A 23,353-nucleotide genomic window follows, 5' to 3' on the forward strand; every position below is an offset into this window, starting at 1 on the left:
TAATTTGTTGATGGAGAATTTTAATGTATTGGTTTTTTGTAATTCTTTCTTTTTTGCTTGCGAGTATAAAAACTCAAAAACCTAAGTATCAAAAAGTTTCAGTTATCATTCCCGCATATAATGAAGAAGAAACTGTTGCTAATGTTGTAGGGGTAGTCAAGAAAGTATCTTTTGTTGATGAGATTATCGTTGTTAATGATGGGTCATCTGATAATACCGAAGCAGAAGCTCTAAAAGCCGGAGCTATTGTAATCAACCATGAAGTCAACAAGGGAAAAGGTGAAGCTTTACAAACCGGATACAAGGAATCTGAATGTGATATTATTGCATTTATTGATGCAGATATTCATAATTTGACTTCCAATAAAGTTGAAGCTATGATTAAACCTATTTTAGATGGAAAAACTGATATTACTAAAACTAAATTCTCTCGTGCAAGTGGCCGTGTCACTGAACTCACTGCTAAACCGTTACTTAACTTTTTCTTCCCGGAAATTTCATTTGAGCAGCCATTAAGCGGTCAGTTTGCAGCACGTAAGGATGTATTAAGGAAAATTAATTTTGAAAGTGATTATGGTGTGGATGTTGGTATTGTTATTGATGCTGATGTTCAGGGAATTTCAATCATGGAGGTTGACATTGGTGCTATTGAGCATGACATGTCTCCGCTTTCTGATTTGAATTTAATGGCTAATGAGGTTGTAAGAACTATTATCGGTCGTGCTAATAAGTACGGAAGAGTAACAATGATTGATGATATCGGGTATTATATCAGAATGTCCATTGTTGGTTTATCTTTAGTTATTCTCGGTTTATTTACAATATTCTTCGTAAGATTTGTACCATTAGCTATCGGGGTTATAATCTCTATCCTTGGTCTTTTAATTGCAATATTCTATATTTTCAAAGTTATTATTCAATCAATTGTAATGTTTAAAAAGACACCTGGCCGTAGTTTAATAAAATCTTTTGTTAAAATTCATTTTCCAATGATTATCTCTATTATTATTTTGCTTTTAATGATTTCAACATTTATTGGTGCGGCTCACTTTGACCATGGTGTTTTATCAATTGAACCTAATTCAAGAAATTTAATTATTTATGCGGATAATTCACCAAGATATGATGCCATTTCTGTTAGGGGACCATATACAGTTGATGCAGCTATTGAAAATGAATCAGATCAAATACGTATGCCTTCGGATGCTATGATGACATTGGGTGCAACTGTTAATGATACTATTAAAATTGGTGAGGATGTTTATAAAATCAATGAAACTAGATTTGGCGAGCCTGATGTTTTAAGATTACCTCATGATGCTAAAAAGGTATTATATGTTTCAGATGGAGATGTAATTCAGGATAGTCGCCTAAAAGATGTCTTTGAAGGTTCCGTTATTACTCATACTCATGAATTGGAAAATAATGCAACTACTAAAGAAAAGTACACTGTCGGATCTGTAGACAGAAATTCTTCTGTATTTGAAATACTACTTGACAATGAGTCTATTGGAAGTTCATTTGGTACTTTTAAGTATGGTGAAACCTACAGCATTTCCGTTGATGGGGAGTACATAACTTCATTTGATTATAAGAATAATTTGACTAAAACATTTAAAAGCAATGATCATACTGTAAAAATAGTATTTATGGATACAAATTCCACTTCAATCAAACAGTTCAATAATGCAAATCAAGGCAATTTCCTTGATTTTAGTTTTTAAAAAAATAGTATATAAATCTAAAAAGAATAATCTCTTTTAGATTTATTTATCATAAGCTTTTACTGCTTCTTCAACATCGTCATAAAGACCTAAAGCAGCAAGTGCACCAACTTTTCCTTGTTCGCCAGTAACTGCAATTAATGGAATATTTAATTCTTTTGCAACTGTTTCAGCAGTTTCAACTTCCATCATTCCAGATTTTGTAGCTATGGAATATTCTCTTAGTTTTTCAGGAATATCTAAACCTTCTAAAATAGCTATTGCTGTTTTATCGGATAAGGTATCTCTTTTAAGAATTTCAATAACTCTATTTATCAAATCTTCTTTTTTGGATTCTTCAACAGCGAATGTTAAAGCAATTGATACACAATTTTGAGTTTTATGTGGGTTGTGCGGGTATAATTGGACAATAATGTGATCTAAGTATTCAAAACCTTCATTTGCAAGTTCAACACCTAAATTATGTGCCATGGTCCAAGTAGCTCCAGCATCTTTAACGTCAGTATCGTCAACACCAATAACTACTTTTTCAAGTTTCGGGGTAACAACTGTAGCTTTTCCAGCTTTTGAACCGCCTCCAACTTGGATAAGTTCAATGTATTTGACACCTTCACCCATTCCTCTGCACATTCCAGCTCCAACACCAGCACCTGCAAGTCCACTGTGGGTTACTTTAACTTCATCGCCATCAATAACGATTTCATCAATTCCAGCTGCGTTAAAACTTGCTTTAAGGTCTAATGGTGCTTTCCCAACATGACATTTGTAAACATGTTTGTTACCGTCACGGTATGCTGAATCAATTAACTCAGAATTATTTCTGTATTGATTTAATAACCAATGGGATCCAGAAATACATGGATGGTATTCAACGAGTTCTACTTTATCACCATCTACCATTGTCAATACTTTTTTGTATGGAGCAATCCATGGATCATCAAATCTTTCTTTTAATTCTTCAGGTTTTAAGATTTCCATGTAATCATCTATTCGTCTAATTCGCTTAATCTGTCGCACATTTTAATAGCTGCTTCAACTGCACTTTTTGCGTTTTTAACACGTCTGTGAGCATCTAATCTGGTCATACCAGGACCAGTGATACCAAGTGCTACTGGAGTGTCATATTCTAATGCTAAATCAGCGATTTTACGAGAAGCATGTTGTGCTACGATTTGATCGTGGTCAGTTGCACCTTCGATTACTGCACCTAAGGTTACAAGAGCATCGTATTTTCCTGATTTTAATAATTTTTTAATTACAAGTGGCATATCGAATACACCAGGAACAGCGACTACTTTTGTAATTTTGCATCCTCTATTTTTTGCTTCTGCTTTTGCGAGTTCTAACATCATTTGTGTAATATCATAATTAAATTCTGCAACTACTGCTGCTATTTCATATCTTGCCATTTTATCTACCTCTATAATTTTATTTACATGCTTCCACTAAATAATATGAGCATGAATCCTGCAACTCCACTTAATACCATAATGAATATGATAAAGAGTGCTGCAAATTGAATTTTGGTTAATTTTTTGAAATCCATTGAATTTCTCTCCATTTTTATAAATTATTTTTAACTTCCTCAGCTAGTTCCATAGTGGTAGCAGAACCACCTAAATCACCAGTTAAAATATCAGCGTCATTAAGTACTTTTAATATTGCATTATCAAATTTATCTGCTGCTTCATTTTCACCAAGATATCTGAGCATCATGATAGCTGAAAGCATCATTGCAATAGGATTAGCCTTGCCTTGACCAGCAATATCCGGTGCTGAACCATGAACAGGTTCAAATAATGCTGCATCTTCACCAATATTTGCGGATGGAATTAAACCAAGTCCTCCAACAAGACCAGCGCCTTCATCAGAAAGTATATCTCCGAAAAGATTGGTTGTCACAATAACATCAAAGCTTTCAGGTTTTGTAATAAGATACATTGCTGTTGCATCTACATAATAATCCTCGGTTGCAATTTCAGGATATCTTTTAGCAACTTCATAGAATACTTCTTTGAATAATCCATCACTTTTTTTCAATACATTAGCTTTGTGAACACCAGTTACTTTATTTTTGTTATTTTCTTTTGCATATTTAAATGCATAGTCAATAATGTGTTCTTCTGCTTCACGGGTAATAATACGTCTAGCTACTGCACCTTTGTCAGTATAGCTCTCTTCACCTGCAATATATAGTCCTTCTGTATTTTCACGCACTATCATAAAGTCTATATCATCAGATAATGAGTTTGTATTAGGATATGCTTTTACAGGTCTTAAGTTAGCAAACATTTTCATTTCTTGACGTATTTTTACAATTACGTCAGCTGCAGTCTCACCTGCTGCACCAAATAAACAAGCATCAGATTCTCTAATGATATCCAAGGTTTTTGTAGGTAATGCAGTACCGTTTTTTTCAAGGCATTCATCACCTGCTTCACCGTAAACATAATCAAAATCGATGTCTAAAGCATCTAAAACATATATTGCTGCTTTCATTACTTCATTACCTATTCCATCACCTGGAATAACAGCAATTTGATATTTATCTTTTGTTTTTGAGGTATTCAATTAAACCACCTTGTTCTAATATTTCTAACATGAATGGAGGTAATTTTTTAAAGGTTATTTCTTCTCCATTTTGAGATTTTATGGTTGCATTTTCCATATCCACTTCAATCTCTTCTCCATCTTCTATAAGTTTACTGATTCCTGGAGCTTCTAAAAGTGGAATTCCAACATTTGTAGCATTTCTATAAAAGATTCTTGCAAAAGATTCGGCAATTACAGCAGAGACTCCGGCACCTTTAAGTGCTATTGGAGCATGTTCTCTTGAAGATCCGCATCCAAAGTTAGTTCCTGCAACAATAAAATCTCCTTTTTTACATTTTTTATTGAAGTCAGGATCCAAACCTTCCATACAATGTTGGGATAATCTTTCTTCATCAGTATAAATCAAGTATCTTCCTGGGACAATGATGTCTGTATCAATGTCATTTCCGAATTTCCATGCTGTTCCTTTCATATTAATCACTCCGGAGCCACAATTCTTCCTTCAATTGCTGAAGCGGCAGCAACAGCAGCAGAGGATAAGAATACTTTTCCATCAGGACTTCCTTGTCTTCCTTTAAAGTTTCTGTTAGATGTTGAAAGACTTACTTCACCAGGTCCAATAATTCCTGTATGGCCTCCAAGACATGGGCCACAACATGGAGCAGATACAAGCGCTCCAGCTTCAACAAATATTTTGATTAGTCCTTCATCTAATGCTTGCATGTAAATTTCTCTAGATGCTGGAATAACTAACATTCTAGTATCTTTAGCTACTTTATTTCCTTTCAATATTTTAGCCGCATCTCTCAAATCGCTTAATCTACCATTGGTACAAGATCCTAAGAATACTTGGTCGATCTCTTGGTCAACTTCACTTATTGGTTTTACATTATCTACATTGTGAGGACAAGCGATTTGTGGCTCTAAGTCACTTACATCAATGTCAATTACATTAAGTGAAGATGAATCTAAATCAGTTTTAAATATTTTATAAGGTTTATTAGAATGTTTTTCAACATAATCAATTGTTTTTTGGTCAGGTTCTACTAAACCAGTTTTTCCACCCATTTCAATTGCCATATTACATAATACCATTCTATCTGAAATACTCATATTTGATATGGTTTCACCGGCAAATTCACAGGCTTTGTAAGTTGAACCGTCCGCACCCACTTTTCCAATGATATTCAAAATAACATCTTTAGCGTGGACATTTTCTTTTAAATCTCCAGTAATATTGAATCTGTTGGTTTCAGGTACTTTTAACCATAAATTACCTTCGGCAAATACCATTGCCATATCTGTTGATCCAATCCCTGTTGAAAATGCACCTAATGCTCCATGGGTACAGGTATGTGAGTCTGCACCTACAATGACTTCTCCAGGCACTACATGTCCTTTTTCAGGTAAGATTTGGTGACAAACTCCTGCATTAACATCATAAAAGTTTTCGATGTTGTATTTTTTAACAAATTCTCTCATTATTATATGATTATTAGCTGAGTCGATAGAATCTGCTGGAACCTGATGATCGAAAGGAATGACAATCTTTGATGCATCCCAAACATTTTCAGCTCCAATTTTTTCAAAAGATTCTACTGAAAGAGGCCCAGTTAAATCATGAGTCATCGCTACATCAATATTTGCTATAACTATGTCTCCAGCTTCTACTTTTTCTTTTCCAGAAGCTCTGGCTAATATTTTCTCTGACATTGTTGGCATAATATAAACCTCTTTATTAATGATAAATATATATTCATTATAAAATATATAATGATTGCTTTATTTTCAAAAATTTGATTATTTTATAGATTTATATAATATGTTTTTCAAAAATATATAGCATGAGTAACTCAATTTTTAAAAGATTCAAAAAAAAAGAAGCTCCTGTTATTGAGGAGAAACCTCCTATTTTGGAAGATAGGATCTTTTGGGTTTCAACATTACAAAAAGTTGCTTTCCCTGTATTAAACAATTTGGCAAGAGATTCTCTTAAAAAAAACATGCCTATTGAAGCAGTCTCTGCTGAAAGTCATAATATTGCTTATTTAGATGCTTTTACAAGAGTGTTCAATGGAATTGCACCTTGGTTGGAACTTGGTGTTGATGCTTCTGAAGAAGGAAAAATTCGTGAAAAATACATTTATTTAACTTTAAAAGCTATTTCTAATGTTATTAATCCAAAGAGTAATGATTATATTTTTGTTGTAGAACCTAAACAATCTTTAGTTGATGTTGCTTTATTTGCTCAAGGATTACTCAGAGCTAAAAATCAAATTTGGGTAAATTTACCTATTAAAATTCAAGCTAGAATAATTGGTGAACTTAAACGTACAAGAGTTATTGCTCCTTATGAAAATCATTGGTTATTATACACTTCAATGATTGAAGCAGCCCTTTTAGAATTCACTGGTGAATGTGATAAGGAACGTTTAGTATATGGTATTCGTAAATTTAGGGATGAGCTATATATTGGTGATGCAAAATACTCTGATGGTGAAGAGTTTGAATTAGGTTATTATAACAGTTTATTTATTCATCCTATGCTTAATGATATTTTAGGTGTAATGAGAAAATATGGCCTTGAAGATGGTGAATTCTTGGATGTGCAATTAATGAGGTCTTCAAGATTAGCATCTCAACTTGAAAGGGTTATTTCACCTGAAGGAACTTATCCATTAGTTGGAAAATTCTTATCTTATCGTTGTGGTATTTTCCATTTGATGTCTCAAGCTGCATTGCTTAAAATATTGCCAAGAAACATCAATCCTACTCAAGTTAGGTCTGCTCTTACAAAAATATTAAGAAATCAATTTGAATCATATAAAAATTTCAATTCACAAGGATGGTTGGTTATTGGTTTAAATGGTTCACAAGTGGATATTGCTGATGATAACACAAGCACTGGTACTCTTTATTCCTGTTGTTTCATATTCTTAGCTTTAGGTTTGGATATGAATGATCAGTTCTGGCAAGCACCGGCTGCAGAATGGAGTAGTCTTAAAGCATGGAGTGGACATCCAATTCAAAAAGATCAATCTATTAATTTTTAGTTTAATTCATATAAGTTCCCGTAATTATATAATTTAATTTCGTCTGGAACTTCTTTTATTATATTTTTTGTATCAAAGATTATTGGACTTTTCATACTACTTTTAATTAAATCATAGTCTAAATCTTTAAATTCGTCATGGTCACAAAGTACCAAAATCAAGTCACTATCTTTTACAGCCTCTTCAAGACTTACATAATTAGGGTTTTCAATGTGAGGGTCATGAACTAAAATTTCATAATCACTACTTAATTTAGCTATAATTTCATAAGCAGGGCTTTCTCTATCATCATCGGTATTTCCTTTGTAAGATACTCCTAAAACGCTTATTTTACCTTCTTTAATGATTTTTTTAACATTTTCACATACAAAATCAGGCATTGAATTGTTGGTGTCTCTTGCTAATTTAATGATTTTAGCTGTTTCTGGAGCTTTTGCATAAATAAAGTATGGGTCAATTGCAAGGCAGTGGCCTCCAACACCAGGTCCTGGTGAGTGTAAATTAACTCTTGGATGTTTATTGGCCATTTCAATAACATCAAGTGCATTAACACCAATTTCAGCACAGATTTTTGCAAGTTCATTTGCAAGAGCAATGTTAACATCCCTGAATGTATTTTCCATACATTTTGATAATTCTGCAGTTTTTGCTTCTGTGAGTATTAATTCACCTTTTACAAATTGGCCATACACTTCACTGGCTTTTTTTGCACATTCTGGTGTAACTCCACCGATAATACGATTATTGTTAACTAATTCATACATTATTCTTCCTGGAAGTACTCTTTCAGGACAGTGTGCAAGATATAAATCTTCTCCAATTGTAAAACCTGCTTTTTCAAATATTGGTTTTATTTGCTCGTCAGTTGACATTGGAGCAATTGTGGATTCAATAATGACTGTATTTCCCTTTTCAAGTACCGGTAATATTGAGTGGCATGCTTCAATAACATAACTCAAATCACAGCTGTAATTTTCAACAATGTATGGTGTTGGTACAGTAATAATGAATGCATCTGCTTTTTGCGGAGTTAAACTAGCGGAATATACTTTTTTGTCTACTGCATTTTTGATTTGGTCGCTTATACCTGGTTCTTCAATGTGAACTATTCCTTTATTTAGATTGTTGATTATCTTTTCTGAAATGTCTACTCCAACAACTTCGCAATGACTTTTTGAAAAGAGTGCTGCGGTTGGAAGTCCAATATAACCTTGACCTATAATGCATACTTTCATAATTTTAACTCCGTCTTTTAAATATAAATATAATATTTGTTAAAACTAATATTAAAAGGTTTAAGTGGTAATATGAAGATTTTAATAACTGGTTCTAATGGAATGTTGGGGTATGACTTGAAAGAAGTTTTAAATGATGCTCATGAATTAATACTTACTACTTCCAAAACATTAGATATCACTGATAAAGAACACACAATAGATTTTATTTTAGATAACGAACCTGATCTTGTTATAAATTCTGCTGCATACACTAATGTTGATGGATGTGAGGAAAATCAGGACATTGCTTATGCTGTAAATAGTGAAGGAGTTAAAAATCTCGCCATCGCATGCAAGGAACTTGACTGTCCTTTAGTTCATATAAGTACTGATTATATTTTCAATGGTAAAAATGACAGGCCCTGGACCGAAGATGATGAAATTGGTCCTATAAGTGTTTATGGTAAAAGTAAACTTAAGGGAGAAGAGGCTATTCTTGAAATCCTTGACAAATACTTTATTATAAGAACTGCATGGCTGTATGGAATCAATGGTAAGAATTTCCCAAAAACAATGCTTGAACTTGCAAAAGACCATTCTGAAATAACTGTGGTATACGATGAGGTTGGAACTCCTACTTATACTCTAGATTTGGTAAAAGCTATTTCAGAATTGATAGAAACAGATTTTTATGGGATTTATCATTTAACAAATTCCGGAAGCTGCTCATGGTGTGAATTTTCAAGATATATTTTTGAAGTTGCAGATGTGGATGTTAAAGTAATTCCGGTTACAGCATCTGAATTCGCACGACCCGCACCACGTCCAAGTTATTCTGTATTGGAAAATAAAAATTGGATAGAAAAAGGTTTCAAACCACTTAGAAGTTATAAAGAAGCTATTAAAGAATATATTGAGTTGATTAAATGAATAAAAAATTAGTTTTAGTCATTGCATTGATTGTTGCTTTATTTAGTATTTCCGCTGTAAGTGCAGGATTTTTCGATTTTTTGCATTTTGGAGATGATTCAAGTGATGTTAATGTAGTGGAGGATGGCCAATATTGTACTGTTGATGAAGTTTCTGCATACATCAAAGAATTTCACAAACTTCCAAGCAATTATATAACTAAAAAAGAAGCTCAAAGTCTTGGTTGGCATGGTGGGCCTCTTAAAAAATATGCTCCTGGAAAAAGTATAGGTGGGGATACATTTACAAACAGACAGCATGTACTTCCAGACAGTGACGATAAATACATTGAATGTGATATTGATGCAAATGGAACTGCTCGTGGAGCAGAAAGGATAGTTTACAATACTGGTGATTACAAAGTTTATTATACTGATGACCATTACAACACATTCACAGAGGTTTAATATGCAAATCGATGGAAAATTGATTAAAAAGAATGGTCATGATTATCTGATGGATGTATTGAATTTGCCTGAATACTATGGTAAAAATTTAGATGCATTATACGATTGTTTATGTGAAATGGACTGTGATATTCAATTAATTAATCCGGGTGATGTCGATAAGGATATTCTTGATACATTTGCTGATGCCTCTAAAGAGAATGATTTTTTAAAATTTGAGATATTATATTAGTTATAAAAAATAATATTTAATTAAGTGATTATTATGAAAGGTATAGTACTTGCAGGTGGTTCTGGAACTCGTCTTTATCCCATTACAAAAGCAGTTTCAAAACAATTATTGCCTTTATATGATAAACCAATGATTTATTATCCAATTTCTGTTTTAATGCTTGCTGGAATCAAAGAAATATTGATTATTTCAACTCCTAGGGATTTACCAATGTTTAAAGATCTTTTGGGTGACGGTTCAAGTTTAGGAATCGAATTCTCCTATGCTGTTCAGGAGAATCCTAACGGTCTTGCAGAGGCATTTATTGTTGGTGAGGATTTCATTGGTGATGATAATGTTGCTTTAATTTTGGGGGATAATATATTCCATGGTCATAGATTCACTGAAATTCTTGAAAGAGCAACTCAATTGGATGAGGGTGCAGTGATATTTGGTTATTACACAAATAATCCTGAAGCATTTGGTGTTGTTGAATTTGATGAAGAATGGAATGTACTTTCTGTTGAAGAAAAACCAGAAAATCCTAAATCCAATTATATTGTGCCAGGTCTTTATTTTTATGACAATGATGTTATAGAAATAGCTAAAAATGTAGAACCTTCCCAAAGAGGTGAAGTGGAGATTACTTCTGTTAATGAAGAATATCTTAAACGTGGAAAACTTAAAGTAGAACTTTTAGGAAGAGGAATGGCTTGGCTTGATACAGGAACACATGAAGGACTTTTGGAAGCTGCAAACTTTATTGAAACTATTCAAAAAAGACAAGGTTTGTATATTGCATGTCTTGAAGAAATTGCTTATCTTAAAAAATATATTAATAAGGAACAATTATTAAAAACTGCAGAAGAGCTTAAAAAAACAGATTATGGACAATATTTATTTAATTTAGCTAAAAAGTGATTATATGGGAAAATTTAAGTTTACAGAAACCGGTATTGATGGAATGTTTGTAGTAGAACCTACTGTTTTTGAAGATAACAGAGGATACTTTATGGAAACATATCATGAAAAAGAGTTTAAAGAAGAGGGCTATGATTTAACTTTTGTTCAGGACAATCAATCCAAATCAACAAAAGGAGTTTTAAGAGGCTTGCATTTACAAGTCAAATACCCTCAAGGAAAATTGGTTCGTGTCATTAAAGGAGAAGTATTCGATGTCGGTGTAGATTTAAGAGCTGACTCTCCCACCTACGGTAAATGGTTTGGAGCTATTTTGTCTGATGAAAACAAAAAACAATTGTTTATCCCTCCAAAATTTGCACATGGATTTTTAGTGTTGTCCGATGAAGCGGAATTCGTTTATAAATGTACTGAAGTCTATCATGGAGAAGATGAAAGTGGAATCAAATGGGATGATGAAGACATAGCTATCGACTGGCCATTAGATGATATTGATGAAATAATCTTATCTGAAAAAGATGAAAAATGGCTAAGTTTTAAAGAATCCCAAATTAAATACGAGTGATTGCATGTCAAAAATACTTGTTACTGGTGGAGCAGGATTTATTGGAAGTAACTTTGTTAGATACATGGTTAATAAATACTCAGAATATGAAATCATTAACCTTGATGCTCTGACTTACTGCGGAAACCTTGAAAATTTAAAAGATATTGAAGATAAAGATAATTATTCATTCGTTAAAGGCGATATAAGGGATAAAAATGTTATTGATGATTTAGTTAAACGATGTGATTATGTAATCAATTTTGCAGCTGAAAGTCACGTTGACAGAAGTATAACAGATCCTGAAATATTCATTAAGTCCAATGTTTTGGGAACACAGGTCTTATTAAATGCCGCTAAGGAATTTGGTGTTGAAAAATACATTCAGATTTCAACTGATGAAGTGTATGGAAGTTTAGGAAAAACTGGATATTTTACTGAAGAGACTCCTTTACAGCCTAATAGTCCTTATTCAGCTTCAAAAGCAGGTGGGGATTTAATTACACGTGCTTACGGCGAAACTTTTGGATTGCCTATAAACATTACTCGCTGCTCTAATAATTATGGACCTTATCAATTCCCTGAAAAATTGATTCCATTAATGATTTCAAATACTCTGGAAAATAAGAAATTACCAATTTATGGTGATGGAAAAAACATCAGGGATTGGTTACACGTCTATGACCACTGCCAAGCTATTGATTTGGTTTTACATGAAGGTAAACTTGGTGAAGTTTACAATATTGGTGGAAATAACGAAAAACAGAATATTGAAATTGTTAAATTGATATTGAGTCAATTGAATAAGGATGAATCATTGATTGAATTTGTAACCGATAGGTTAGGTCACGATAGGCGTTATGCTATTGACTCAAGTAAAATTCAAAATGATTTGGGTTGGTCTCCTAAATACACATTTGAGGTTGGAATTAAAGAAACAATTCAATGGTATCTCGATAATCAGGATTGGACCAGTCAAGTCAAAAGTGGCCAATACCAGGAATATTATAACAAAATGTATAAAGGTAGATAATTTTTACACTTGAAATCTACCTCTATTTTTTAATCATTTATTTAATTTATTTTCTATATTTTTATTATTTTGTTCATATTAATTAATATTTAAAGTGTATAATATTGATTTTTTTTTAAATATTAGAATAAAATTTTTAGTTTGATTTAGGATACTTTTATATATCATAATATATTTAATTAGATTAGTGAAGGAGATAAATATAAATTAAATATTTATTATAGGAGGACTGGTGAATTATGTTGGAGCAATATTTGCCTTTTGTGGGGTTAATTATTTTTGGTAACATTGAAAACTTAGTGTTATCTTCACAAGGAGTTGTTGCAGGAGTTAATCCTGTTAAATTAGGAATTGCAAGTATTATCTGTGTTGTTTTATGGTTATTAATTGGTACAGTTGCTACTTCCATGTTAATTCAATATGTTGATTTCATTGATTTCATGGGTGGTTTAGCTATTTTTATTCTAGGTATTCAAGCAATGGTTGAGTCTGTGAGGGGTGTCTAATGATGAGTGAATTAAAACCATTTTTAGCATTATTGATTTTTGGTAACATTGAAAACTTAATTTTAGCTGCTCAAGGTGTTAATGCACATGTGGATCCAATTATTCTCTCTATTTTGAGTTTAATTGCCGTAGTTAGTTGGCTTTTAATTGGAACATTCGGTACAAGAATAGCTATGAAATATGCTCGTCATATTAATTTCATTGGCGGACTTGCTATTTTCATCTTAGGTATACAAGCTATGCTTGAATCATTACCTGGAATGTTAGCATTTTTCTAATTAGATTTTGTTAATATGAGTTATTTAAAGCATAAGATATACGGTGTTTTATTTAAATTATTTAAAAGCACCAATATTAAAAAAAATAGAGTTTCCTTTATTATTGATTCAAGGGAGTCATTTAAAGGTAATTTAAATTACATTCAAAAGGAATTTGAAAATAGGGGAAACTTTGAATTTTATTATTTTTATAAAGATAAACTTTCTATTGATAGTTTCAGGAAGTTAGCTAGTTCTAAATTCATTTTTTTAAACGATAATTTTTTTCCATTGGCATTCATGAAATTTAGTCCAGAAAATGTACTTGTTCAATTGTGGCATGCACCGGGGGCTTCAAAGAAGTTTGGTGGATCTGTTGATATCAAAAGCAGGGAAATTCTTGGAAAAATTTCTGAAAACACTGATTATTTGATTGTTACATCAGATAATATTAAAGAGTATTATTCTGAAGCCTTTCAGATGCCTACAAATAAGATTAAGTCATTAGGCCTTCCTCGTATGGATTATTATTTTGAAAATCGTGATGTTGATAAGTTAAAAGAAAATTTACTTGCTAAACATAATGTTCCAACAGATAAAAAGATTATTCTCTATGCTCCAACATTCAGAGATGAGGAAAAATACAATAATGTATTTAATTATCTTAATCTAGAGGAATTCAATAGGGTTTTGGGTGATGAATATGTTTTGGCTTTAAGACTTCATCCAAAAATTAAAGACTTCTATAAGGATGACATTTCAGCTATTGGACAATATATTGATGTAAGTAGTTATGAAAGCGAACAGGAATTAATACTAATAAGTGATATGTTAATAACTGATTATTCATCCATAATGATAGAATATGTCGCATTAAATAAGCCTGTAGTATTTTTCACATATGACTTGGATAGTTATTTATCAAATGAACGTGGTTTCTATTATGATTTTAAGGAAACCGTGCCAGGACCAATTGTTTTTACTTCCAGTGAACTGATTGATGTTATTAAAAATAATAAATTTGATAAAAGTAAAATTTCTGAATTTCTTAAGACTCAATTTAATGTAATTGATGGTAATTCATCTAAAAGAATTGTTGATTTTCTATTAAGATAAAGGTGGATAAAATGGATAATTTTAAGGTTAGTGTCATTGTTCCAGTTTATAATTGTTGTGAATATATAGGTAGCACACTCGATGCAATAATTAATCAGGATTTTGAGGATTTTGAAATAATTGTCATCGATGACGGATCAACTGACAACAGTCTGGAAATTATAAAGGAAAAATTGTCCACTTCAACAAGGCATTATGAGATTATTCATCAGGAGAATGCGGGGGTTAGCTGTGCAAGAAATCGTGGAATTGAAATAGCTCGTGGAGATTATCTGGTTTTTGTTGATGCAGATGATTTTATTACTAAAGATCACTTATCTCAGTTATATAATGGTAAAACTGATTTTAGTTTAACACAATTTGTTAAAAAGGATGGGGAACATTTATCTAAACCTCATCATTTCACAGAAAAGTTAATTTCATGTGATGATTTTATTAGGATGGAATTAAACATGGAAATTCCGTTTCATTTCTGTCAATTGATGTATAAAACAAGTATTGTCAATGAAAACAATATCAGATTTACTCCTAATGTTGTTTATGGGGAAGATACGGAATTCGCACTAAAAACATTTATTTTTGGGGAAAATATTTCCCTTGGAAATGAAATAACCTATTATTATGTTCAACATGATGAATCAGCAATTAGGACATCAGAATTCAAGCGTTTTGAAGTTGTAAATATTTTTGAAAACCTTGCTCAGTATTATAGAAGTCATGGAAAAGATGAACTGGCTAATTTGATAGTTACATCTAGGATTCCAAAAGCAATCTTTGGAAATATGAATTATTTTTTCTATAATGACTATAATTTTGAGGATGTAATCGAAAAAATGCATCAATTGGACTTATTTGAAAAATTATCTAAATTTGAAGGGGATTCAAAATCCAAATTTAAGATAAAATTATTCTTGTTAAATCCTAATATATATTATAAAGTATGGAAAAAAATTAAAAATTCAATTGATTAGTATGAAAGTTTCAGTTGTAACACCAAATTATAATGGGGAAAGATTTCTAAAAACATTCTTAAATTCTCTTAATGAGGATAGTCAGTATATTGGTGAAGTTATCATTGTTGATAATGGATCCACTGATGGTAGTTTGGATTATCTTAAAAGCAATAGCTTTGATTTTCCTTTAGTATTAATAGAAAATAAAGAGAATGTAGGTTTCTCTCCTGCAGTCAATCAAGGAATCAGAAAAGCTAAAAATAATCTTATATTCTCAATCAACAATGACACTGAAATTAAAAAAGGATCAATCAAATCTTTAATAGACTTAATTACTTCCAGTGATGATATTTTTTCTGTTCAAGCCAAAATGCTCCAATATACAAATAAAAATCTGATTGATGATGTTGGAGATGAGTACAATTTGCTTGCTTGGACTAAAAAAGTTGGTGAAAATCATGAATCCAGCGAATATAATGAAGTTAAGGATATATTTTCAAGTTGTGCAGGAGCGGCAATGTATAACAAATCTATTTTAGATGAGATTGGCCTGTTTGATGATAACTTTTTTGCATATATGGAAGATGTTGACTTAGCAATAAGATCCAAGATTAATGGATATAGGAATCTTTTATGTCCTAATGCTATTGTCTATCACATAGGAAGTGCGACATCTGGAAGTAGATACAATGAATTTAAGGTTAAATTGGCTGCCCGTAACAATGTTTGGGTGGTTTATAAGAATTTACCAATTCCTCTAAAGATCGTGAATTTTGTTTTCCTGTTTTTAGGATTTTTAATTAAATATATATTCTTTTGTAAGAAAGGATTCGGTTCTACTTATTTGGCAGGTATTCGCGAAGGTTTATCTTGTAGAAATAAAATAGAAAAAGTCAAATTCGAATCAAAAAATACAAAAAATTATTTTAAAATGGAATTCAGATTAATAATAAACACTATTAAATTTTTAAAAAGATGATTATATGGACCTTTCAGTTGTAATTGTAAATTATCAAACATTTGAACTAACAAAGAATACTATCAATTCTATATTCAAATATGAATATCCATTTGAATATGAAATTTTAGTTGTCGATAATGCTTCCAGTGATGATAGTTTAGCCCGTTTAAAAGAATATTTTAAAGATAATGTAACATTTATTGCATCAAAAGACAATAATGGTTTTGCAGCTGGAAACAATCAGGCATTAAGAATTGCAAAAGGAAAATATGTTCTTCTTTTAAACTCAGATACTATAGTTTGGGAAAATGCTCTGGAAAATATTTATGGATATATGGAAAAGCATGTTGATGTGGGTGCTAGTGGATGTAGGGTCATTTTAGAAAATGGAGATCTTGACAAAGCATGTAAAAGAAGTTTTCCAAATGTAAAGAATTCATTTTTCAGGTTATTCCACATTCCAGCAAATAGTAAAGATAATGACTATAATTTGGATAGCCTTCCTGATGACGAAATTTATGAGATTGATTGCTTAACTGGTGCATTCATGTTCATGAGGGCAGATGCTTTAAAAGATGCAGGACTTCTTGATGAGACATTTTTCATGTATGGTGAAGATATAGATCTTTGTTACAGAATTAAAAAAGCAGGCTGGAAGATTATTTACTATGGTGAGTCTAAAATTACTCATTTAAAAGGGGCCAGCAGTAAAAAACAGAAATCCAAGTTAATTTATGAGTTTTATCGTGCAATGTATATTTATTACAAAAAACATCATGCTGATGAATCTTTATTTTTAGTAAATTGGGTTGTTTATCTGGGAATAGCTATTCTATGTGTTTTAAAATTATTTTTAAATATTTTTAAAAAGAAAGATTAAATAATTATTAATTTCAAATAATTAATAGAAACTAGTTTTGGAGTAGTTATTATGATTAAAGAAAATCAGAAATTTTTAAATTTTTCATTAGTTGTAATTGATGTTCTAGTCATCGGACTGGCTCTCTTATGTTCTTTATGGTTAAGATTTAAAACTACTCTATTTGGACCAATTGGAGGGCATTTAGGCTCTTTGAGTTATCTTTTATTTTTTACTTTTGCAGTTATACCTGTTTATTTAATTTTATACTTTGCATTTGATCTTTATAAGCCCCGCAGAACTTATAAAAATATATTTTCAGAGGCAACACAGCTTATTAAAGTAAATATAATGGCATTTGTCATATTGGTTTCAATTTTATTTATCATAAATCAGCCAGACTTTTCAAGAATAATGCTATTTTTATTAGCTCTTATCGGTACTTTCTTTGGAATTATTGAAAGATTTACAATTAGAACCATTTTAAGAAAGATACGTATTAACAATAAAAATATTAAACATATTCTCATTGTTGGGGATAATGATTTGGCATTTAGTTTTGCACGTAAAATTCGTGAAAATCCATATTTAGGTTTTGTTGTAAGTGGTTTTTTAGGACGTTCAGAGCATATTGGTCGTGAGATTGAAGGAAGTAGTGTCATAGGATCATTTAAGGATATTGATGAGGTTCTTGACAAGAATAGGTTTGATAGGGTTGTTTTAGCTATTCCTTTAAAATATTATTATAAAATCAATGACCTTGTGGAAAGCTGCGAAAGGGTTGGAATCAAAGCGGAAATCATTCCGGATTATATTAGGTATTTCCCTGCTCAGCCTTCAGTTGATATGATTGAAGATATTCCTATTATTAATATAAGGTATGTTCCACTTGATGATGACTTCAATAAATTCTTAAAATATCTTTCAGATTACATTATTTCATTAATAGCTATAATAATCACATCTCCGATTATGATAATCACTGCTATTGCGATTAAAATATCTTCTCCTGGACCAATTATATTTAAGCAGGAAAGGATTGGCCATAACAGTAAGCCATTTATGATGTATAAATTCCGCAGTATGAAGGTTCAAGACCCTAATGAGGAAAAGTCTGAATGGACAACAAAAGATGACCCAAGAAAAACTAAAGTTGGACAATTCATAAGAAAAACTAGTATTGATGAATTACCTCAATTTTTCAATGTGTTAAAAGGCGATATGAGTGTTGTAGGTCCAAGACCTGAAAGACCATATTTTGTTAATCAATTTAAGGAAACTATTCCAAAATATATGGTTAAACACCAAGTTAAACCTGGTTTAACAGGTTGGGCTCAAATCCATGGTTGCCGTGGAGACACTTCCATTAAAAAACGTATAGAATATGATATTGAATATGTAGAAAACTGGCACATGGGTTTGGATTTGGCTATTATGATTAAAACTGCATTAAAGAAAAATCCTAATGCATATTAACTATTTTTCATATTTTAATATAGTCGCACTTAAGAAATATTTATATTAAATTTTTTTAATTTTAGTATATAGATTACTTTTCAAATGCTCTCTCTAATAATTTATATACATTCTAATTACAAACTAATAATTAACTTTCAATGAGGGGTTTGGTATGCAAGAAGAAATTTTAGAATTATACGAAAAAATTAAGGACCAACTTTCTGAAGAAGAATTTGAAGCTGAAATGGATGCTGTCCGTCAAAGTAATGATGAAATTCCATTTTTTGATGATTTAGATTGTGCACGTATGGTATTACAAAATTATGGGATTGAAAATACAATGGATAAGAAAGAAGAAAGTTCTGAAGAATTACCATTTGATGTAAGTTCAGATGAAGGAACTTCCGTTGAACCTAGTGTGGAAACTGGGTTTACAATGACTGAAGAAATTTTAGAACAATATAATAAAGTCAGTGATAAAATTTCTGAAGAAGACTTTTTGAAAAGAATGGAGTATTACAAAAATAAAAATCAAGACAATCCATTCATGAATGAATCTGCCTTTGCTGAAAGTGTTGTTGGAGAATATGTTGATGAAGATGCAGGATATGCCTCTGAAGATCCAGATTCTGATGATACAATTGATAAACTTGAAAAAGATACTAGAGGCGCAAATATTTGTGGTAGAGTAATATCTATTTCAAACCCAAGATCCTTTAAAACACGTAAAGGACAAAGTGGGGAAGTTTGTAATGTTGAATTAAAAGATAATACTGGTACAATTAGAACTGTATTCTGGACTCAAAATATTAAACTTCTCAAAAATGTTAATGAAGGAGATATTATTCAAATTAAAGATGTTGATATTAAAGAGGGTTATTCTGGTCTTGAGGCTAATTTAAGGCCAAGATCTATTGTAACTCATTTAAATGAAGATCCTTCAAGATTCCCAGAATATAAAGAAGAGATTACTCAAATTTCCGATATTCAGGATAATACAAAAGTTAATATTATTGCAAGAATCGTTAGAATTCCTACTGTAAGAACTTATGAAAAGAATGGTAAGGAAGGAAAAGTTGCTTCAATTGAATTACAAGACTATTCTGGTAAGATTACTTACACATTATGGAATAAAAATGTTGAATTGATCAGTGATTTAGGTCTTGAGGATGGTGACTCTGTTAAAATTATTCAAGCTCAAGCTCGTGAAAGAGTTAACAGAGATGGTGAAAGTGAAATGACCTTAACCCATTGGGATGGAAGAATTATTAAAGGGGATTTCGATGTTCCTGAAGTTACCCAAGATTTCACCCTCATTGGCGAAGTATCCAAATCCACTAATGTTTCAATAAAAGGTATTGTTTCAAAACTTCAAGATATTAAGAAATTTATTAGAAAAACCGATGGTAATGAAGGAAGATTAAGAAATTTCGATGTTAAAGACACTACCGGTGAAATTAGAGTTACTTTATGGGGTAATGATGCAAATTTACCAATCAATAAAGGAGATATAATCAAAATTATTGGTGGTGATGTAAGATATGATGATTACACCCAAAGTGGATACTCAATGAATACCAATTTCAACACACAAATTACAATTAATCCTGAAAATTTATCTATTGAAGAATTGGATGAACTCAATGCATTGAAAGAAGAATTAAGACAAAGAACTCCAATTGGTGAAGTTGAATTCATTGATGATGATGGTATTGAAGTTGATATCATGGGTAGAATTCTCTCAGTAGATGAAGTTAGAGAATTCCAAAGAGATGATGGAACTGTTGGTCGTGTACTCTCAATGACTTTTGCTGATGAATCTGGTAAAGTCAGGTTATCCTTATGGAATGAACGTGCTGATGAATCATATGAAGTTGGTGATGCATACCAAATTGAAAATGCAAGAACAAGACTTGGAATGTATAGTGTAGATTTAAATATTGGTGGCGGGGCTCGTCTTATTAAATTATCCGAAGAACAAGCTTCTGCAATGTTTATACCTGAATTATCTACATTAGAAAAAGCATTATATGACTATAAAAAGATTGAGGAAATCGATGAAGATGATCAAGATGTTATTATTATTGGTCGTGTAATTGAATTAAATGATGTCCGTAACTTTGAAAGGGATAATGGTGATACTGGTTCTGTTAGAAATATAGAAATTGCAGATGAAACTGGTTCTATTAGAGTCGTCTTATGGAATGATGATGCAAACAGAGAATTTGAAATCGGTCAACCAATTAAATTACAAAATCCTCGCTTTGATTTAGATAGAGATGCTCGTATTGAAGCTATTGTAAGTGGAGCTACTGCAATTTTAGAACCAAGTGAAAGTGAAATTGAAAGATTGCCTACACAAGAAGAATTGATGGAAGCAATTTATGTTCCTAAACCTATTGAGGCATTAACTGAAGATGATGTTAATGTCTGTGTAACTGGAACTATTGTTGATGTTGATACTGATAGAATTATTCGTAAAAAATGTCCTGCTTGTGGAAATAATGTAGAAACTTCTGAAGATGAATTCATATGTGATAATTGTGGTCATGTATTTGATGAACCTAGATATCTTCTTATGGTTCCTTTAAGAATTGAAGATGAAACAGGTTCAATTAAAGTAACTTTCTTCGATGATTTAGCTGAAGAGTTAATCAGTATGAAAAAAGATGAAATCAACAGAACTTATGATGAAGGTTATGGAATTGAAGATATTTTAGAAGATTTAAATGGTCAAACTATTGAAATTGTTGCTAATGTTAGTTTTGACGAATACAGTGAAGAGAATAGGTTAAATCCTAAGAGAATTTTAGCAAAATATATTTAAATAAATTAAGGAATGAGAATTATGGTTGAATTAAATGATTTACCAGGTGTTGGAGAAAAAACCGCAGAAAAATTAAGAGATGCAGGATTTGCTGATATGATGAGATTAGCAACTGCTACTGCAAAAGAATTATCAGTAAAAGCAGAAATCGGTGAAGGTGTTGCTGAAAAAGTTATTGAAGCTGCTCGTAGATCTGAAAATATCGACTTTGAAACTGCATTAGAAGTTGATGAAAGAAGAAAAGATGTTGGTCACATTACTGTAGGTAGCCAAGAATTCAATGATTTAATTGGTGGTGGAATTGAAACTCAATCTATTACTGAAGTATTCGGTGAATTCGGGTCTGGTAAAAGTCAAATATCTCATGAATTAGCTGTTACTGTTCAATTACCTGAAGAATTAGGTGGTCTTGATGGTGAATGTGTATTTGTTGACACTGAAAACACTTTCCGTCCAGAAAGAATTAGACAAATTGCAGAAGGTTTTGAATTAGATGTTGAAGATGTTTTAGGAAGAATTCATGTTGCTCGTGCATTCAACTCTTCTCACCAAATTTTAATGGTTGACAAAATCAATGATTTAATACAAAGTGGTAAAAATGTTAAATTGGTTATTGTTGATTCATTGATGGCTCATTTCAGAGCAGAATATGTTGGAAGGGAATCTTTAGCTGTAAGACAACAAAAATTAAATCAACATTTACATGCACTTCAACAAATAGCCAATACTTATAATGTAGCTGTTTTCATAACAAACCAAGTTCAAGCTAAACCTGATTCATTCTTTGGAAGTCCTACTAAAGCTATTGGTGGACATGTTTTAGGACATGCATCTACTTATAGAATCTGGCTTAAAAAAGGTTTAGCAGGTAAAAGAATTGCTCGTTTAGTAGACAGCCCTCATTTGCCTGAAGGTGAATGTGTATTTAAAATTAAAACCGAAGGTATTGTTGATTAATTATACCTTTTAACCCTCTTTTTTTACATTTGAAAATATTTTCTGCTTTTTAGATTTGTCTCTAATTTTTTATTAGTCGTTATAACCAATGTTTTATAATCTTTGCTGAATTATGCAAAGCCAATTTAGGTTCTACAATAATGATATGGATTTTATTCGTAAGGAACTTATTCTCAGCATTTTTAACATATTCTTAACATTTTTTAATCCTCATTTTATTATTTAATTCAATAAAATTAATAATGTTTTGTTTTAGCTATAACAAACATTTATAAATATCTAGATCAATAGTTATATTTCGAGGTATTAATATGAATGCAATTGAAATTACAATTATATCTATTGTTTTAATGATTGGTTTAGGTTATTTCCTTAAAAGAATAGATTTTTTAAGTGAAAAGGATATTGATCCCTTAAATAAGATTGTAATGTATATCCTTATGCCTTGTATGATTTTTTCTGCCCTTTATTCTGCAGATATGAGTCTATTACCTACTTTGGGAATTTTGCCGTTTGTTATTTTAACAGCATCAATTGGTTCAGGTGTTATATCTTACATTGTTCTTAAGAGACTCCATTATGATGATAAAAAAATTTGGAGTGTTTTAGTAACAGTAATGATAGCCAATACAGCTTTCATGGGATATCCTGTCAATTTAGGTGTTTATGGCCATCCAGGATTTTTAAGAGCTATATTTTGTGATTTAGCTACAACATGTATGTTCTTGTTATTGTCCTTTGTTCTTGTTCTTAAGTTTGGAGGAACTGTTAAAAGAGCATTTAGGGAAATTTTATTGTTCCCACCTTTATGGGCTGTTGTTTTAGGT

At 31.4% G+C, this 23,353-nt stretch carries 24 protein-coding genes; 18 read left to right on the top strand and 6 right to left on the bottom strand.

Annotated features, from left to right (window positions below; all coding sequences use genetic code 11):
- Positions 1 to 23: 23 nt before the first annotated feature.
- The gene (locus MR875_01070; GenBank protein MCI6993445.1) at positions 24 to 1,724 is read left to right on the top strand and encodes a glycosyltransferase; all 1,701 of its coding nucleotides are present in this window, start codon (positions 24 to 26) and stop codon (positions 1,722 to 1,724) included.
- 42 nt (positions 1,725 to 1,766) lie between these two features.
- Here the strand turns inward: MR875_01070 and MR875_01075 are convergent, their stop codons facing one another.
- From MR875_01075 to hacA, 5 genes are all read right to left on the bottom strand, one after another.
- Complete coding sequence (locus MR875_01075) at positions 1,767 to 2,702, bottom strand: DUF1743 domain-containing protein (protein MCI6993446.1); 936 nt, start codon at positions 2,700 to 2,702, stop codon at positions 1,767 to 1,769.
- An 8-nt stretch (positions 2,703 to 2,710) separates the two neighbouring features.
- On the bottom strand, positions 2,711 to 3,133 hold the full coding sequence (gene ribH, locus MR875_01080) for a 6,7-dimethyl-8-ribityllumazine synthase (GenBank protein ID MCI6993447.1): 423 nt from the start codon (positions 3,131 to 3,133) through the stop codon (positions 2,711 to 2,713).
- A 154-nt stretch (positions 3,134 to 3,287) separates the two neighbouring features.
- The gene (locus tag MR875_01085) at positions 3,288 to 4,223 is read right to left on the bottom strand and encodes an isocitrate/isopropylmalate family dehydrogenase (protein ID MCI6993448.1); all 936 of its coding nucleotides are present in this window, start codon (positions 4,221 to 4,223) and stop codon (positions 3,288 to 3,290) included.
- A 46-nt stretch (positions 4,224 to 4,269) separates the two neighbouring features.
- Positions 4,270 to 4,749: a 3-isopropylmalate dehydratase small subunit gene (locus tag MR875_01090; GenBank protein MCI6993449.1), complete on the bottom strand. Its 480-nt coding sequence runs from the start codon at positions 4,747 to 4,749 to the stop codon at positions 4,270 to 4,272.
- A 5-nt stretch (positions 4,750 to 4,754) separates the two neighbouring features.
- On the bottom strand, positions 4,755 to 6,002 hold the full coding sequence (gene hacA / locus MR875_01095) for a homoaconitase large subunit (GenBank protein MCI6993450.1): 1,248 nt from the start codon (positions 6,000 to 6,002) through the stop codon (positions 4,755 to 4,757).
- Positions 6,003 to 6,121: 119 nt separating this feature from the next.
- On the opposite strand from hacA, the gene MR875_01100 reads away from it, so the two are divergent.
- Positions 6,122 to 7,330, top strand: a complete 1,209-nt coding sequence (locus MR875_01100) for a DUF2264 domain-containing protein (protein MCI6993451.1) — start codon at positions 6,122 to 6,124, stop codon at positions 7,328 to 7,330.
- Here the strand turns inward: MR875_01100 and MR875_01105 are convergent.
- Positions 7,327 to 8,565, bottom strand: coding sequence for a nucleotide sugar dehydrogenase (locus MR875_01105; GenBank protein MCI6993452.1), 1,239 nt, complete (start codon positions 8,563 to 8,565; stop codon positions 7,327 to 7,329). The two genes, MR875_01100 and MR875_01105, sit on opposite strands and share 4 nt — an antisense overlap.
- A gap of 72 nt (positions 8,566 to 8,637) precedes the next feature.
- Between MR875_01105 and rfbD the strand changes: the two genes are divergently transcribed.
- From rfbD to MR875_01185, 16 genes are all read left to right on the top strand, one after another.
- The gene (gene rfbD, locus MR875_01110; protein MCI6993453.1) at positions 8,638 to 9,477 is read left to right on the top strand and encodes a dTDP-4-dehydrorhamnose reductase; all 840 of its coding nucleotides are present in this window, start codon (positions 8,638 to 8,640) and stop codon (positions 9,475 to 9,477) included.
- A complete protein-coding gene (locus MR875_01115; GenBank protein MCI6993454.1) occupies positions 9,474 to 9,923 on the top strand; it encodes a ribonuclease in 450 nt (149 codons plus the stop codon). Before rfbD ends, MR875_01115 begins: the two co-directional genes overlap by 4 nt.
- A gap of 1 nt (position 9,924) precedes the next feature.
- Positions 9,925 to 10,155 carry a barstar family protein gene (locus MR875_01120; GenBank protein MCI6993455.1) on the top strand — a complete coding sequence of 77 codons (231 nt, stop codon included), beginning with the start codon at positions 9,925 to 9,927 and terminating at the stop codon, positions 10,153 to 10,155.
- Positions 10,156 to 10,188: 33 nt separating this feature from the next.
- Entirely contained in the window at positions 10,189 to 11,055 is an 867-nt protein-coding gene (gene rfbA / locus MR875_01125) for a glucose-1-phosphate thymidylyltransferase RfbA (GenBank protein MCI6993456.1), read from the top strand.
- A 4-nt stretch (positions 11,056 to 11,059) separates the two neighbouring features.
- Positions 11,060 to 11,620 (top strand): dTDP-4-dehydrorhamnose 3,5-epimerase, encoded by a 561-nt coding sequence (rfbC, locus tag MR875_01130; GenBank protein MCI6993457.1) that lies wholly within the window; start codon positions 11,060 to 11,062, stop codon positions 11,618 to 11,620.
- A gap of 4 nt (positions 11,621 to 11,624) precedes the next feature.
- Positions 11,625 to 12,632, top strand: coding sequence for a dTDP-glucose 4,6-dehydratase (gene rfbB, locus MR875_01135; GenBank protein ID MCI6993458.1), 1,008 nt, complete (start codon positions 11,625 to 11,627; stop codon positions 12,630 to 12,632).
- A gap of 239 nt (positions 12,633 to 12,871) precedes the next feature.
- Positions 12,872 to 13,138 carry a hypothetical protein gene (locus tag MR875_01140; GenBank protein MCI6993459.1) on the top strand — a complete coding sequence of 89 codons (267 nt, stop codon included), beginning with the start codon at positions 12,872 to 12,874 and terminating at the stop codon, positions 13,136 to 13,138.
- Positions 13,138 to 13,416 carry a hypothetical protein gene (locus MR875_01145; protein MCI6993460.1) on the top strand — a complete coding sequence of 93 codons (279 nt, stop codon included), beginning with the start codon at positions 13,138 to 13,140 and terminating at the stop codon, positions 13,414 to 13,416. The genes MR875_01140 and MR875_01145 overlap by 1 nt, the downstream gene beginning before the upstream one ends.
- A gap of 15 nt (positions 13,417 to 13,431) precedes the next feature.
- Positions 13,432 to 14,511: a CDP-glycerol glycerophosphotransferase family protein gene (locus MR875_01150; protein ID MCI6993461.1), complete on the top strand. Its 1,080-nt coding sequence runs from the start codon at positions 13,432 to 13,434 to the stop codon at positions 14,509 to 14,511.
- Positions 14,512 to 14,522: 11 nt separating this feature from the next.
- Positions 14,523 to 15,482 (top strand): glycosyltransferase, encoded by a 960-nt coding sequence (locus MR875_01155; protein MCI6993462.1) that lies wholly within the window; start codon positions 14,523 to 14,525, stop codon positions 15,480 to 15,482.
- A gap of 1 nt (position 15,483) precedes the next feature.
- On the top strand, positions 15,484 to 16,443 hold the full coding sequence (locus tag MR875_01160) for a glycosyltransferase family 2 protein (GenBank protein MCI6993463.1): 960 nt from the start codon (positions 15,484 to 15,486) through the stop codon (positions 16,441 to 16,443).
- A gap of 4 nt (positions 16,444 to 16,447) precedes the next feature.
- On the top strand, positions 16,448 to 17,305 hold the full coding sequence (locus MR875_01165) for a glycosyltransferase family 2 protein (GenBank protein MCI6993464.1): 858 nt from the start codon (positions 16,448 to 16,450) through the stop codon (positions 17,303 to 17,305).
- Between the two features lie 51 nt (positions 17,306 to 17,356).
- Complete coding sequence (locus MR875_01170; protein MCI6993465.1) at positions 17,357 to 18,760, top strand: undecaprenyl-phosphate glucose phosphotransferase; 1,404 nt, start codon at positions 17,357 to 17,359, stop codon at positions 18,758 to 18,760.
- Positions 18,761 to 18,914: 154 nt separating this feature from the next.
- Positions 18,915 to 21,569, top strand: a complete 2,655-nt coding sequence (locus tag MR875_01175) for an OB-fold nucleic acid binding domain-containing protein (GenBank protein ID MCI6993466.1) — start codon at positions 18,915 to 18,917, stop codon at positions 21,567 to 21,569.
- 21 nt (positions 21,570 to 21,590) lie between these two features.
- Complete coding sequence (radA, locus tag MR875_01180) at positions 21,591 to 22,526, top strand: DNA repair and recombination protein RadA (GenBank protein ID MCI6993467.1); 936 nt, start codon at positions 21,591 to 21,593, stop codon at positions 22,524 to 22,526.
- A 311-nt stretch (positions 22,527 to 22,837) separates the two neighbouring features.
- On the top strand, positions 22,838 to 23,353 hold a 516-nt coding region (locus MR875_01185), incomplete at its 3' end, for an AEC family transporter (GenBank protein ID MCI6993468.1).

Source organism: Methanobrevibacter sp. (assembly GCA_022775905.1).
Taxonomy (GTDB): domain Archaea; phylum Methanobacteriota; class Methanobacteria; order Methanobacteriales; family Methanobacteriaceae; genus Methanocatella.

What these genes read in the sequence shown, in the direction of transcription:
- MR875_01070 (MCI6993445.1), top strand. Translation starts at nt 24, where the DNA reads ATGTATTGGTTTTTTGTAATTCTTTCTTTTTTGCTTGCGAGTATAAAA.
- MR875_01075 (MCI6993446.1), bottom strand. Translation starts at nt 2,702, where the DNA reads ATGGAAATCTTAAAACCTGAAGAATTAAAAGAAAGATTTGATGATCCA.
- ribH (MCI6993447.1), bottom strand. Translation starts at nt 3,133, where the DNA reads ATGGCAAGATATGAAATAGCAGCAGTAGTTGCAGAATTTAATTATGAT.
- MR875_01085 (MCI6993448.1), bottom strand. Translation starts at nt 4,223, where the DNA reads ATGAAAGCAGCAATATATGTTTTAGATGCTTTAGACATCGATTTTGAT.
- MR875_01090 (MCI6993449.1), bottom strand. Translation starts at nt 4,749, where the DNA reads ATGAAAGGAACAGCATGGAAATTCGGAAATGACATTGATACAGACATC.
- MR875_01100 (MCI6993451.1), top strand. Translation starts at nt 6,122, where the DNA reads ATGAGTAACTCAATTTTTAAAAGATTCAAAAAAAAAGAAGCTCCTGTT.
- MR875_01105 (MCI6993452.1), bottom strand. Translation starts at nt 8,565, where the DNA reads ATGAAAGTATGCATTATAGGTCAAGGTTATATTGGACTTCCAACCGCA.
- rfbD (MCI6993453.1), top strand. Translation starts at nt 8,638, where the DNA reads ATGAAGATTTTAATAACTGGTTCTAATGGAATGTTGGGGTATGACTTG.
- MR875_01115 (MCI6993454.1), top strand. Translation starts at nt 9,474, where the DNA reads ATGAATAAAAAATTAGTTTTAGTCATTGCATTGATTGTTGCTTTATTT.
- MR875_01120 (MCI6993455.1), top strand. Translation starts at nt 9,925, where the DNA reads ATGCAAATCGATGGAAAATTGATTAAAAAGAATGGTCATGATTATCTG.
- rfbA (MCI6993456.1), top strand. Translation starts at nt 10,189, where the DNA reads ATGAAAGGTATAGTACTTGCAGGTGGTTCTGGAACTCGTCTTTATCCC.
- rfbC (MCI6993457.1), top strand. Translation starts at nt 11,060, where the DNA reads ATGGGAAAATTTAAGTTTACAGAAACCGGTATTGATGGAATGTTTGTA.
- rfbB (MCI6993458.1), top strand. Translation starts at nt 11,625, where the DNA reads ATGTCAAAAATACTTGTTACTGGTGGAGCAGGATTTATTGGAAGTAAC.
- MR875_01140 (MCI6993459.1), top strand. Translation starts at nt 12,872, where the DNA reads ATGTTGGAGCAATATTTGCCTTTTGTGGGGTTAATTATTTTTGGTAAC.
- MR875_01145 (MCI6993460.1), top strand. Translation starts at nt 13,138, where the DNA reads ATGATGAGTGAATTAAAACCATTTTTAGCATTATTGATTTTTGGTAAC.
- MR875_01150 (MCI6993461.1), top strand. Translation starts at nt 13,432, where the DNA reads ATGAGTTATTTAAAGCATAAGATATACGGTGTTTTATTTAAATTATTT.
- MR875_01155 (MCI6993462.1), top strand. Translation starts at nt 14,523, where the DNA reads ATGGATAATTTTAAGGTTAGTGTCATTGTTCCAGTTTATAATTGTTGT.
- MR875_01160 (MCI6993463.1), top strand. Translation starts at nt 15,484, where the DNA reads ATGAAAGTTTCAGTTGTAACACCAAATTATAATGGGGAAAGATTTCTA.
- MR875_01165 (MCI6993464.1), top strand. Translation starts at nt 16,448, where the DNA reads ATGGACCTTTCAGTTGTAATTGTAAATTATCAAACATTTGAACTAACA.
- MR875_01170 (MCI6993465.1), top strand. Translation starts at nt 17,357, where the DNA reads ATGATTAAAGAAAATCAGAAATTTTTAAATTTTTCATTAGTTGTAATT.
- MR875_01175 (MCI6993466.1), top strand. Translation starts at nt 18,915, where the DNA reads ATGCAAGAAGAAATTTTAGAATTATACGAAAAAATTAAGGACCAACTT.
- radA (MCI6993467.1), top strand. Translation starts at nt 21,591, where the DNA reads ATGGTTGAATTAAATGATTTACCAGGTGTTGGAGAAAAAACCGCAGAA.